Origin of the sequence: Comamonas sp. UBA7528 (assembly GCF_002479375.1) — a bacterium.
Taxonomy (GTDB): domain Bacteria; phylum Pseudomonadota; class Gammaproteobacteria; order Burkholderiales; family Burkholderiaceae_C; genus Comamonas.
In genome coordinates, this window is sequence record NZ_DLMU01000009.1 from 336,826 (window position 1) to 349,664 (window position 12,839).

The following is a 12,839-nucleotide window of genomic DNA, read 5'->3' on the forward strand; positions in this document are numbered from 1 at the left end:
CCCCCTCTCAATGCACGCCGGCCTGGGCATCGGCCACGCTGGAGCCCAGATAGGCTTCCTGCACCCGCGGATCGGCCCGCACCCGCTCGGGCGTGTCGAAGGCAATCACCTCGCCATAGACCACCACGGCGATCTTGTCCGCCAGACCGAACACCACGCCCATGTCGTGCTCCACCGTCAGCAGGGTGCGGCCCTCGGTCACCTCCCGGATCAGCTGGATGAAGCGGCCGGTCTCGCTGTTGCTCATACCGGCCGTGGGCTCGTCCAGCAGGATCACGCTGGCCCCGCCGGCAATCGTGATGCCGATCTCCAGCGCCCGCTGCTCGGCATAGGTCAGGTTCACGGCCAGGGTGTCGCGCCGGCGCTCCAGCCGGATCTGGGCCAGCAGCTGCTCGGCGCGCGCGTTCACATCGTCCATGCGCGACAGAAAGCGCAGAAAGCTGTAGCGGTAGCCCATGCTCCACAGCACGCTGCAGCGCAGGTTCTCGAACACGCTGAGCTTGGGGAAGATGTTGGTGATCTGGAAGCTGCGCGACAGCCCGGCGCGGTTGATCTCGAACGGCTGCTTGCCGTCGATGCGCTGGCCGTGCAGGTAGATCTCGCCGCTGCTGGGCGCAAAGCGCCCGCTGACCAGGTTGAACAAGGTGCTCTTGCCGGCACCGTTCGGCCCGATCACCGCCACGCGCTCGCCCGGGCGCACCGCCAGGTTGGCGCCGCAGATGATCTCGGCCTTGCCGAAGCTCTTGCGCACATTGCGCAGCTCCAGCGCGTATGGGGATGCCTGCTCGCTCATACGCCCTCTCCCCGCTGGATGCGGTGTTCAATCTCTTCCTGGATCTGCCCCCAGTCCTGCACAAACTGGCGGCGCACCAGCTCGAACAGCGCCAGCCCGGTCAGCAGCACCGCCCCCGCCCCCAGCCAGCTGGAGGCGCTGCGCACATCCAGCGCCATGCCCAGAAAGCGCAGCGTATTGCCCAGAGCAGCATTGAGCTGCAGGTGGTAGATCATCTCGATCATCGCCGCCGCGCCCAGCAGGGCCGCCAGCGCCGTGCCGCCCAGCGCCAGGTAGGCGGCGATGATGCGCCCCAGCTTGCCGTACTTGGCCAGGCGCAGGTTCATCATGATCAGGCTGGCAATGCCGCCCGGGGCATACATCACCATGAACAGGAAGATCAGGCCCAGGTACAGCATCCAGGCCTTGGTCAGCTCGGACAGCAGCACCATGGCCAGCACCATCAGCACCGCGCCGATGATGGGGCCGAAGAAGAAAGTGGCGCCACCCAGGAAGGTGAACAGCAGGTAGGAGCCCGAGCGCAGCACGCTGACGCTGTCGGCCGCGGTCACGATCTCGAAGTTGATCGCCGCCAGCCCGCCGCCCACACCGGCAAAGAAGCCGGCAATGACAAAGCCCATATAGCGCACGCGCTGGGTGTTGAAGCCCACAAAGGCCACGCGCTCCGGGTTGTCGCGCACGGCGTTGAGCATGCGGCCCAGCGGCGTGCCGGTGAAGGCGAACATCGCGGCCGTGCAGACAAAGCAGTAGGCCGCAATCAGGTAGTACACCTCGATGGCCGGGCCGAAGGTGATGCCCAGCAGCGGCTGGCCGTACACCCGGTCGGTGGTGATGCCGCCCTCCCCGCCGAAGAAGCCGGGAAACATCAGCGCCATGGCCGCCACCAGCTCGCCCACCCCCAGGGTGATCATGGCAAAGGTGGTGCCGGACTTCTTGGTGGTCACCCAGCCCAGCAGCGCGGCAAAGAACATGCCGGCCAGGCCGCCCACCACCGGAATCAGCACCAGCGGCACCGGCAGGCTGCCGCTGCTGGCCAGGTTCATGGCGTGGATGGCGATGAACGATCCCAGCCCGGTGTAGACCGCATGGCCGAAGCTCAGCATGCCGCCCTGCCCCAGCAGGATGTTGTAGGACAGGCAGATGATGATGGCATAGCCCATCTGGCTGAGCATGGTCAGCGCCAGGCTGCTGGTGAACACATGCGGGGCCACGATCAGCAGCAGCGCAAACACCGTCCACACCACCATGCGGCCGATGTTCAGCGGGCGAAAGCGGTACACCGCGCCACGGCCCGGTGCGGCCGCCGTCGCAGGGACCGGCGCCTGTGCCGGTGCAGATGTTGGGACGGGTGTCCTGTCCGCCACAGGCACGACTTCGTTCACAGCAGGGGAAGAGATGGGGGCAGACATGGCTTCAATCCTCCCGCGTACCGAGCAGGCCCTTGGGGCGGAAGATCAGCATCAGCACCAGGAACAGATACGGCAGTATCGGTGCCACCTGCGCCACCGTCAGGCTGAGCACCGGCCAGCCAAAGGTCTCGGGTGTCGCCTTCAGGCCCGCATGGGCCAGCAGATCGGCCCAGGAAAAATCGATGGCCACGGCAAAGGTCTGCACGATGCCGATCAGCAGCGAGGCCAGGAACGCCCCGGCCAGCGACCCCAGGCCGCCGACCACCACCACCACAAAGATGATCGAGCCCACCGACATGGCCATGGCCGGCTCGGTGATGTAGGTGTTGCCACCGATCACGCCCGCCAGCCCGGCCAGCGCGCAGCCGCCGCCAAACACCAGCATGAACACGCGCGGCACGTTGTGACCCAGGGCCTCCACCATGTGCGGCTGCTTCAGCGCCGCCTGGATCACCAGCCCGATGCGGGTGCGCGTCAGCAGCAGCCACACAGCCACCAGCATGCACACCGCCACCAGCATCACGAACGAGCGCGACTTGGGGAACTGCGTGCCATACAGCGTGAACAGCGGCCCCTGCAGCTGCGGCGGCAGGCCGTAGGGCACGGTGCCGCGCCCCCAGACCAGCTGCACCACCTCCAGAATCAGATACGACAGGCCGAAGGTGATCAGCAGCTCCGGCACATGGCCGAACTGGTGCACCCGGCGCAGGCACAGCCGCTCGAACAGCGCGCCCAAAGCGCCCACCAGCAGCGGCGCAATGAACAGGGCCGGCCAGAAGCCGATCGCGCCCGAGAGGGTGTACGCAAAGTACGCACCCAGCATGTAGAAGCTGGTGTGCGCGAAGTTGAGCACCCCCATCATGCTGAAGATCAGCGTCAGGCCCGAACTGAGCATGAACAGCAGCAGGCCGTAGCTCACGCCGTTCAGCAGGGAGATGGTGAAGAATTCCAGACTCATGGACGATCGGCCCGCGCACGCTTGACACTGACCGGCCCCACAGGCCGGTCTCCCACGCAGCACTGCAGCGCCTGGCGGCGCGCAGCCCTGCCCCTCTCACACTGCCCACACTGTCCGCCCAGCCTGCCCGGCCTGCGCCTTGCAGGGGGCGGCCGGAGCGCTGCACCCGGGCGCCCTCCGTACGCCGTCCGGTCAGGCCGGGCCCCAGCGCACGGGGCGCAGTGAGGGCTGTGCAGCCCCACTCAGCTGGGCCGCTTCATCTGGCAGGACGTGGGCGTGCTGGCCACATAGGGTTCGAAATATTTCACCGGCACGAAGGTGTAACCGGTGTTTTCCGAGTCTATCGGGTATTTGCCCCCCGCTTTTTCCCAGCGGCTGATGTACAGCCCCTGCTGCAGCTGGTGGTCGGTCTTGCGCATCTCCACCTCGCCGTTGAAGCTCTTGAACTTCATGCCCTCCATCACGGCGGCCACCTTCACCGGGTCGGTGCTCTTGGCCCGGGCCATGGCCTCGCTGAGCATGGCAAAGCCGTGGTAGACGGAGGCGGTGTACATATCGTCATTGAACTTGGCCTTGAAGTCCTTGACGATCTTGTTGATCGGGCCTTCGGCGTTCAGGTGGCTGTAGCCCACCATGTAGACCTTGCCGGCCGCCGCCGGCCCCATGGCTGTGGGTGCACCGGTGGCAATGGCGTAGTAGGTGTAGAACTTGACGTTGTTCAGGCCGGCATCGTTGGCCGCCTTGACCAGCAGCGCCAGGTCCGAGCCCCAGTTGCCGGTGATCACGCTGTCGGCACCCGACTGCTTGATCTTGGCGATATAGGGCGAGAAGTCGCGCACCTGGGCCAGCGGCGCCATGTCGTCGCCGACGATTTCCACGTCAGGGCGCTTGCGCTTGAGCATCTCCTTGGCGTACTTGCTGACCTGGTGGCCGTGGGCGTAGTTCTGGTTGATCAGGTAGACCTTCTTCACCTCGGGAAGGTCTTTCATGTAGGTGGTCAGTGCCTCCATCTTCATGGAGGTGTCGGCATCCAGGCGGAAATGCCAGTAGCTGCACTTGCTGTTGGTCAGGTCCGGGTCCACGGCCGCATAGTTCAGGTAGACCACTTCCTTGCCCTTGTTGCGGGCGTTGTGCTTGTCCAGCGCATCCATGATGGCCAGCGCCGGGCCGGAGCCGTTGCCCTGCACCACATAGCGCACGCCCTGGTCCATGGCCGAGCGCAGCGCGCTGGTGGTTTCCTGCGGGCTGAGCTTGTTGTCAATCGGAATGATCTCGAACTTCACCCCGGCCGGGTTGTTCTTGCTGAATTCCTCGGCCAGGAACTGCCAGCTCTTCATCTGGTTGGTGCCCAGCGCCGCCATCAGACCGGACAGCGGGTCCAGCCAGGCGATCTTCACCGTCTCGCCCTTCTGGGCGTGGGCGGGCAGACTCAGACTGGCCACAGCGGCGGCCAGGGTCAGGGTGGCAAACGTGGTCTTCAGCGCGAACTGCATGCAGGACTCCTGTGAGGGCTACGTGGATCGGCAATGTGTGTCAGCCGATGGCTTGCGCAAGCGTAGCCGGGCCGCACGGTCGTTCGCCCTGGGACTTGTACGGCAGGGATTGCCCCGGGGGCCGCAGGCCCGGGCCGGCACGCAGCAAAACGCCCGGCGCGCATGCACCCCGGGTCTGCGGGGGCGTCCCCGAAACCCATGGTCCATGCGCACCAGGCGCTCTGTTGGATGCAGCTGCATCCGCGCCGCCGGTCTGCCCCGGACGGTGCGTGGCCAGTGCGCAGCCAGTGCGGCGGCTTACAGGCCCGGCAGCTTGTAGCCCGCCAGCTGCTCGCGCAGCTTGGTCTTGAGCATCTTGCCGGTCGCTCCCAGCGGAATGGCGTCCACGAACACCACATCGTCCGGAATCTGCCACTTGGCCGTCTTGCCGTCGAAGAAGGCCAGCAGCTCCTCGCGCGAGACCTCGGCACCGACCTTGCGGGCCACCGCCACAATAGGACGCTCGTCCCATTTTGGATGGGGCATGCCGATGCAGGCCGCCATGGCCACGGCCGGGTGGCCCATGGCAATGTTCTCGATGTCGATGGAGCTGATCCATTCACCGCCAGACTTGATCACATCCTTGGTGCGGTCGGTGATCTGCATATAGCCGTCGGGGTCGATGGTGGCCACATCGCCGGTGGGGAACCAGCCGCGCCCTTCCTCGTCCTTGAGCAGGGGGCTGGCGCCCTTGTAGTAGGTGTCCAGAATCCACGGCCCCCGCACCAGCAGGTCGCCGCAGGCCTTGCCGTCCCAGGGCTGGTCCTTGCCCTCGCTGTCCACAATGCGCATGTCCACGCCGTAGATGGGCCGGCCCTGCTTCTGCAGAATCTTGCGCTGCTGCTCCTTGGGCAGCGCCAGGTGCTTGTTCTTGAGCGTGCCCAGCGTGCCCAGCGGGCTCATCTCGGTCATGCCCCAGGCGTGCAGCACGCGCACGCCATAGGTGTCCTCGAAGGTGTCGATCATGGCCGGCGGGCAGGCCGATCCGCCGATCACCGTGCGGTTGAGGTGGCTGAACTTCAGGCCGCCCTGCTGCATATGGGTCAGCAGCATCTGCCACACCGTGGGCACGCCGGCGGCAAAGGTCACGCCCTCGGCCTCGATCAGCTCGTACAGCGACTTGCCATCCAGCGCCGGGCCGGGGAAGACCACCTTGGCGCCGGTCAGCGCCGCCGAATACGGCAGGCCCCAGGCATTGACGTGGAACATGGGCACCACGGGCAGCACGGCATCGCGCGCCGACAGGCTCATCACATCGGGCAGCGCCGCGCCGTAGGCGTGCAGCACGCTGGAGCGGTGGCTGTACAGCACCGCCTTGGGGTTGCCGGTGGTGCCGCTGGTGTAGCACATGCTGGAGGCGGTGTTCTCGTCCAGCTGGGGCCAGCGGTAGTGCTTGGACTGGCCGGCAATCCAGGCCTCGTAGCTGACCAGACCGGGAATGCCGGTGTCGGCCGGCAGCTTGTCGGCATCGCACAGCGCCACCCACTGGCGCACCGTGGGGCACTTGGCGTGCACCGCCTGGATCAGCGGCAGGAAGGTGGTGTCAAAGCACAGCACCTGGTCTTCGGCGTGGTTGACGATCCAGGCAATCTGCTCGGGGTGCAGGCGCGGGTTGATGGTGTGCAGCACCCGGCCCGAGCCGCTGACGCCGTAGTACATCTCCATGTGGCGGTAGCCGTTCCAGGCCAGCGAGGCCACGCGGTCGCCGTGGGCCAGCTTCAGGCCGTCCAGCGCATTGGCCAGCTGCTTGGCGCGGGCCGTCAGGTCGCGGTAGGTGTAGCGGTGGATGTCGCCTTCCACGCGGCGCGAGACGATTTCGGCATCGCCGTGGAAGCGGTTGGCAAATTCAATCAGCGACGAAATCAGCAGCTGCTGATCCTGCATCAAACCTTGCATACGGGGTCTACTCCTTGGATCCGGTCGGTGCCGGTGGTTTTGTTCTGGGCTCGCTGCACATGGTAGCCCAGGGCCGTTTGGGCGACTTTCCGTGCTTTCCAGCATGCCAGCCTGACACCTGGGTGACGCACGGCGCCGCGCGGCTGTGCACCAGCGCGCGCGCCGCTTGTCCCGCCGGCTGCAAGGGCAAGCGCCTGGGCCAACAATAAGCCGCATGCATGCACCAGCTTCCGCCCCTTCCGGCGCACCCGCCACCTCCGCTGCAGCCACGGCCTGGCAACCCACCTGGAACCCCCACGGCTTTGCCATCCTGGGCCCGGCTTTTCTGACCCGGCTCGACCCCACGCCCCTGCCCACACCCCAGCTGCTGGCCCACAGCCCCGACCTGGCCGCCGAGCTGGGCATCCCGGCCGGCTGGTGGCACACCGAACAGGCCGCCCAGGTGCTGACCGGCAACCGCCTGCTGCCCGGCAGCCAGCCCTATGCCACCGTCTACAGCGGCCACCAGTTCGGCGTATGGGCCGGCCAGCTGGGCGACGGCCGCGCCATCGTGCTGGGGGAGGTGCAGGGGGAAGTGCAGGGTCACGCACTGAACGAAACCGCCGCAAGCACCGACACAGGCGTAGCAGGCGCTGCCGCCCCCGCCATTCCGGGCTGGGAACTGCAACTCAAGGGCGCGGGCCGCACGCCGTATTCGCGCCGGGGCGACGGGCGGGCCGTGCTCCGCTCGTCCATCCGCGAATTTCTGTGCAGCGAAGCCATGCACGCCCTGGGCATCCCCACCACGCGCGCGCTCAGCCTGACCGGCAGCCCGGCCTCCATCTACCGTGAAGAGGTGGAGACCGCCGCCGTGGTCTGCCGCGTCGCGCCCAGCTTCATCCGCTTCGGCCACTTCGAACACTTTGCCGCACGCGGCCAGGAAGCCGAGCTGCGCCAGCTGGCCGATTACGTGATCGACCGCTACTACCCCGCCTGCCGCACCGCGCCCGGCAACCCCTACGCCGCCCTGCTGCGCACCGTGGCCGAGCGCACGGCCGAGATGCTGGCCCACTGGCAGGCCGTGGGCTTTTGCCACGGCGTGATGAACACCGACAACATGTCCATCCTGGGCCTGACGATCGACTACGGCCCGTTCCAGTTTCTGGACGGGTTCGACCCCGACCACATCTGCAACCACAGCGACACCCAGGGCCGCTACGCCTTCCGCCAGCAGCCGCAGGTGGCGTACTGGAACCTGTTCTGCCTGGGCCAGGCCCTTCACCCGCTGATCGGGGAAGAAGACACCACCGTCGCCGCCATCGAGGCCTACCGCCCGCACTTCTCCGCCGCCTTTGCCGCGCTGATGCGCCGCAAGCTGGGCCTGCCGCCCCTGGCGCAGACCGGCACCGCCGCCGCCACGCCCGAAGAGGCCGACCCCGCTACGCCCGTGGTGGGCCAGCTGCTGCAGCTACTGGCCGCGGAAAAAGTAGACTACCCCATCTTCTGGCGCCGCTTGTCCGACGCGGCCGCAACCGGGCAGTACGATGCGGTGCAGGATCTGTTTGTGGACGGCGCGGCCTGGCAGCGCTGGCTGCCCTCCTACCAGGCACTGCTCGCGGCTTCCGGCGGCGCGCCGGATGCCGCGGCCATGCAGCGGGCCAACCCCCGTTTTGTGCTGCGCAACCACCTGGGCGAAACCGCCATCCGCGCCGCCCAGGCCGGTGACACCGGCGTGCTGCAACAATTGCAGGCCGTGCTGGCCGCACCGTACGACGCCCACCCGACGCACAATGACTGGGCCGGCTTCCCGCCCGACTGGGCTTCCTCCATCTCCATCAGTTGCTCCTCATGACCTATCCCATCCAGAAGACCAGCGCCGAGTGGCAGGCCCTGCTGCAGTCCAAGAACGCCGAACCGGTGGCCTTCGAAGTCACCCGCCACGCCGCCACCGAACGCGCCTTTACCGGCAAATACGAGCAGTACTGGGCCGATGGCAGCTACCACTGCGTCTGCTGCGGCGCCAAGCTGTTCGACTCCGACACCAAGTTCGACGCCGGCTGCGGCTGGCCCAGCTTCTGGAAGGCCGTGCCCGGCGCCATCACCGAGATCGTGGACCGCAGCCACGGCATGGTGCGCACCGAAACCGTCTGCAGCCGCTGCGGCGCCCACCTGGGCCATGTGTTTGAAGACGGCCCGCTGCCCACCGGCCTGCGCTACTGCATGAACTCCGCCTCGCTGGACTTCCTGGGCGACGCCCCGCCGCCCAGCCCCACCGGCGTGGTCGACAACGGCAGCCAGGCGCCGGGCGAGGTGGCCGCCCCCACCTCGCCCGACGACACGCCCAGCCGCACCGACGGCGGCCACCGCCAGGCCCAGGGCGGCCACAGCTAGGCGCGCCGCCAGCGCCCCCCCGCATGCCGCCGGCAGGCCCGCCCGCCAGGGCGACCGGGGGGCATGGGGCACCGCCGGGCCCTGCGGCAGCCACGGCGGCAGGCCGCCCGTGGCCCCGGCCGTCCATCCGGAACCTGCCGCCCCGGCAGCAACCCTTGTCTGCGGGGTTTTTCGGATATGGCATGCTGCGCTCTTTCGCACCCGGCCCGCAGTGGCTGTCCGCACCGTTACATGAAATTTCTGCTCGATTTCTTCCCCATCATCCTGTTCTTTGTGGCCTACAAGGTCTGGGGTATCTACACCGCCACGGCGGTGGCCATCATCGCCACCGTGCTGCAGATCGGCTATCTGCGCTACAAGACCGGCAAGGTGGAACCCATGCAATGGGTCAGCCTGGGCGTGATCGTGCTGTTCGGCGGCGCCACGCTGCTCGCGCACGACGAGAATTTCATCAAGTGGAAGCCCACCGTGCTGTACTGGCTGATGGGTGGCGCCCTGCTGGTGGGCCAGCTGTTCTTCAAGAAGAACCTGCTCAAAAGCCTGATGGGCGCCCAGATGCAGCTGCCCGAAGCGGCCTGGCGCACCATGAACTGGAGCTGGACCGGCTTCTTCGCCGTCATGGGCGTGCTCAACCTGTGGGTGGCCTACAACTTCGACACCGACACCTGGGTCAACTTCAAGCTGTTTGGCGGCATGGGGCTGATGCTGGTGTTCGTGCTGGCCCAGGCCGTGTACCTGAGCCGCCACATGAAGGAAGCCGGCGGCGACGACGCGGCCCTGCCCGGCGCCGATGCCCAGCAGACCCAGGACCGCCAGCCATGAGCGCCCAGCCCATCACCGCAGCCGCCCTCGAAGCGCGGCTGCGCGAAGTGCTGTCCCCGACGCAGCTGGAAGTGATCGACGAAAGCCACCAGCACGCCGGTCACGCCGGCGCCAACGGCACCGGCTTTGGCACCCATTTCCGGGTGCGCGTGGCCAGCCCGCTGTTTGACGGCAAACCGCGCGTGGCACGCCATAGGCTTGTGTATGATTCCCTGCAAGATTTCATCGACCAGGGCCTGCATGCCCTGGCGATCGAAGTGTTGTAAGCGCCAGCAACCCTCTGTTCAAGTCCCGCTGCACTGCTGGCCGGTGGGCTCACCTATTTTCCTTTTTGGATCCCGCATGAAAAAACAGCTCTTGTCCAGCCTTGTGGCAGCCGCCCTGTTGGGCACGATGGCCTTCTCGGCAACCGCCCAGAACCTGGCCATCGTCAACGGCAAGCCTGTGCCCAAGGCGCGCGCAGACGTTCTGAAGCAACAGCTGGAGCGCTCCGGCCGCCCCGTGCCGGCAGAAATGGATGAGCAGATCAAGGAAGAAGTGATCGCCCGCGAAATCTTCCTGCAGGAAGCCGGCCGCCGCGGCCTGGCTGCTTCGCCCGAATACCGCCAGCAGATGGAACTGGCCCGCGAGACCATTCTGATCCGCGAACTGTTCGCCGACTTCCAGAAGAAGAACCCCGTCACCGACGCCGAAATCAAGGCCGAATACGACAAGTTCGCCGCTGCCAACGAAGGCAAGGAATACCACGCAGCCCACATCCTGGTGGACTCCGAAGACCGCGCCAAGGCCATCATTGCCGAAGTGAACGGCGGCAAGAAGTTCGAAGACATCGCCAAGAAGGAATCCAAGGATCCCGGATCCGGCGCCCAAGGCGGCGACCTGGGCTGGGCCAACCCCGGCAACTACGTGCCCGAATTCAGCGAAGCCATGCTCAAGCTGAACAAGGGTGAAATGACCAGCGCCCCGGTCAAGAGCCAGTTCGGCTGGCACGTGATCCGCGTGATCGAAACCCGCCAGGCCCAGCTGCCTGCGCTGGACGACGTCAAGCCCCAGATCGCCCAGCAACTGGAACAGCAAAAGCTGATGCAGTTCCAGGACGGTCTGCGCGCCAAGGCCAAGGTGCAGTAAGCACCCGGCACGGTGCCGCTGGCCAGCACCTGCGCCCCCAAAACGCGGCTTCGGCCGCGTTTTTTATGGGCGCCCGCAGCGCATGCGACGCCGGCAACCGCCCGGCGGCCCGGCCTGCTCTCCTTTTAGAAACAGGCAAGCCCCTGCCCGCGCCGCCATCGGCGGCAGACAGGGGCTTGCCCGGCAGGTGTGACCGGGGGCTCAGCCCTTCGGCCTCAGACCCTCACTCTCTCAGGCTGCGCACAGATCCGCCTGGCGCAGCAGATGCTTCTGGATCTTGCCGCTGGTGGTCTTGGGCAGGCTGTCGACAAAGTGGTAGCTGCGCGGGCGCTTGTAGCTGGCCAGGCGGTCCCCCTGCATCAAAAACGCATCCAGCACCGCGGCCGTGACCACCGTTCCCGGCTTGGCGACCACATAGGCCGCCACCACCTGGCCCCAGCGCGCGTCCTTCTCGCCCACCACAGCCGCTTCCAGCACCTCGGCGTGCCCCACCAGGGCGTCCTCCACCTCGCGCGGGTAGACGTTCTCCGCCCCCGAATTGATCATGTAGTCGATGCGGTCGCGGATCCACAGATAGCCATCGGCGTCCAGGTGCCCCAGATCGCCGGTGTGGTACCAGCCATGGGCCAGCGCCTTGGCGTTGGCCTCCGGGCGATTCAGGTAGCCGGCCATCATGCAGGGGCCGCGCACCAGGATCTCGCCCACCTCGCCCACCGCGCAGGCATCGGCCGGGTCGGTGGCGGCGCCGTCTTCGCGCACCCGCGCCACCCGCAGATCGTGGTTCAGCGACGGCAGGCCGGCCGAACCGGCATGGCTGAGCTGCTCATGCGGGTACAGCACCGACATGCACGGCCCCATTTCGGTGGTGCCGAAGACCTGCACCAGGCCCGAGCCCACCTGGCGCGTCCACTCGCGGATCAGGTGCGGCGCCATCGAGGCCCCGCCGTACTCCACCAGCCGCAGCGACGACAGATCGCGCTGCCCCAGGGTGGCGTCGTTCAGCAGCATGGTGACCATGGTCGGCGCGGCAAAGAAGAAGGTGACTTTTTCCGCCTCCACCAGGCGCAGCGCATCGGCGGCATCGAAGCGGCGCTGCAGCACCAGGGTGCCCCCCACCTGCAGGCGCGGCAAAAAGCTGGTGTGCAGCTCGGCCGTGTGGTTCAGCGGGGCCACCGACAGGCCCACATCCTCACGGCGGAACTGCATCACCTGGTGCATCATGGCGTTGTGCGCCAGCTTGCTGCGGTGGGTGTGCAGCACACCTTTGGGGCGGCCGGTGGTGCCGCTGGTGTACATCAGGATGCAGGGCGCATCCTCGTCCACCCGCACGTCCACCGCCGTGGCGGGCTGGCCGGCCGCCAGCGCGGCCAGCTGCGCGGTGGCACAGGCCGGCGCGGCGCCCGGGTCGGCGTGGATCCAGTGCTGCACCTGGGGCACCAGCAGCTTGGCCCTTTCGACCACAGCAGCGCCCTCATCCTCGAACACCAGCGCCTTGGCGCTGCCGTCCTGCAGGATGAACGCCAGCTCCTGCGCCGCCAGCCGGTAGTTGATGGGATTGAAGATGGCGCCCAGGCGCGCGGTCGCCAGCAAGGTGAACACAAAGGCCGGCGTGTTGTACAGAAAGGCGGCCACCACATCGCCCTGGCCTATGCCCAGCTGCTGCAGACCATGGGCGTGGCGGTTCACCTCGGCATCCAGCTCGGCATAGGTCCAGGCGCGGCGGCCCTGCGCGTCCGACACCACCAGCGCCTCCTTGCGCGGCAGATAGCGCGCCGGCCAGGCCAGCGTATCGCCCAGGGTCAGCGCCGCACGCGGTGCCGGGACAGGGGCTGCGCCCGCGGGGGAAAACTGTGTGTCGACCAACTTCGTCTCCTTGAATCCATCGAAATTGGTACACGAGTATAGGGAGCGCATCAGATCGTTTGCATCTA

At 67.1% G+C, this 12,839-nt stretch carries 10 protein-coding genes and 1 pseudogene; 5 read left to right on the plus strand and 6 right to left on the minus strand.

Annotation, left to right across the window (positions count from 1 at the left end):
- Positions 1–7 precede the first annotated feature (7 nt).
- The 5 genes from B3349_RS12585 to B3349_RS12605 all read right to left on the minus strand — a co-directional run bounded on the left by B3349_RS12585 (position 8) and on the right by B3349_RS12605 (position 6,588).
- Positions 8–793: an ABC transporter ATP-binding protein gene (locus B3349_RS12585; protein WP_291589075.1), complete on the minus strand. Its 786-nt coding sequence runs from the start codon at positions 791–793 to the stop codon at positions 8–10.
- Positions 790–2,040 carry a branched-chain amino acid ABC transporter permease gene (locus B3349_RS12590; protein WP_291589232.1) on the minus strand — a complete coding sequence of 417 codons (1,251 nt, stop codon included), beginning with the start codon at positions 2,038–2,040 and terminating at the stop codon, positions 790–792. The genes B3349_RS12585 and B3349_RS12590 overlap by 4 nt, the downstream gene beginning before the upstream one ends.
- Before the next feature lie 166 nt (positions 2,041–2,206).
- The gene (locus B3349_RS12595; protein WP_291589077.1) at positions 2,207–3,160 is read right to left on the minus strand and encodes a branched-chain amino acid ABC transporter permease; all 954 of its coding nucleotides are present in this window, start codon (positions 3,158–3,160) and stop codon (positions 2,207–2,209) included.
- A 242-nt stretch (positions 3,161–3,402) separates the two neighbouring features.
- Positions 3,403–4,653, minus strand: a complete 1,251-nt coding sequence (locus B3349_RS12600) for a branched-chain amino acid ABC transporter substrate-binding protein (protein WP_291589079.1) — start codon at positions 4,651–4,653, stop codon at positions 3,403–3,405.
- A gap of 297 nt (positions 4,654–4,950) precedes the next feature.
- Entirely contained in the window at positions 4,951–6,588 is a 1,638-nt protein-coding gene (locus tag B3349_RS12605; RefSeq protein WP_291589081.1) for a 3-(methylthio)propionyl-CoA ligase, read from the minus strand.
- 214 nt (positions 6,589–6,802) lie between these two features.
- Between B3349_RS12605 and B3349_RS12610 the strand changes: the two genes are divergently transcribed.
- From B3349_RS12610 to B3349_RS12630, 5 genes and pseudogenes are all read left to right on the plus strand, one after another.
- Positions 6,803–8,419: a protein adenylyltransferase SelO gene (locus B3349_RS12610; protein ID WP_291589083.1), complete on the plus strand. Its 1,617-nt coding sequence runs from the start codon at positions 6,803–6,805 to the stop codon at positions 8,417–8,419.
- Positions 8,416–8,820, plus strand: a pseudogene (msrB, locus tag B3349_RS12615) (peptide-methionine (R)-S-oxide reductase MsrB); the annotation flags it as partial. The gene B3349_RS12610 and the pseudogene msrB, both read left to right, overlap by 4 nt.
- Before the next feature lie 369 nt (positions 8,821–9,189).
- Positions 9,190–9,780 (plus strand): septation protein A, encoded by a 591-nt coding sequence (locus B3349_RS12620; RefSeq protein WP_192333928.1) that lies wholly within the window; start codon positions 9,190–9,192, stop codon positions 9,778–9,780.
- Positions 9,777–10,046 carry a BolA family protein gene (locus tag B3349_RS12625; protein ID WP_291589085.1) on the plus strand — a complete coding sequence of 90 codons (270 nt, stop codon included), beginning with the start codon at positions 9,777–9,779 and terminating at the stop codon, positions 10,044–10,046. Before B3349_RS12620 ends, B3349_RS12625 begins: the two co-directional genes overlap by 4 nt.
- Positions 10,047–10,122: 76 nt before the next feature.
- Positions 10,123–10,908, plus strand: a complete 786-nt coding sequence (locus tag B3349_RS12630; protein ID WP_291589088.1) for a peptidylprolyl isomerase — start codon at positions 10,123–10,125, stop codon at positions 10,906–10,908.
- A 231-nt stretch (positions 10,909–11,139) separates the two neighbouring features.
- Here the strand turns inward: B3349_RS12630 and B3349_RS12635 are convergent, their stop codons facing one another.
- Positions 11,140–12,711 (minus strand): fatty acid--CoA ligase, encoded by a 1,572-nt coding sequence (locus tag B3349_RS12635; protein WP_291589233.1) that lies wholly within the window; start codon positions 12,709–12,711, stop codon positions 11,140–11,142.
- Positions 12,712–12,839: the final 128 nt, after the last annotated feature.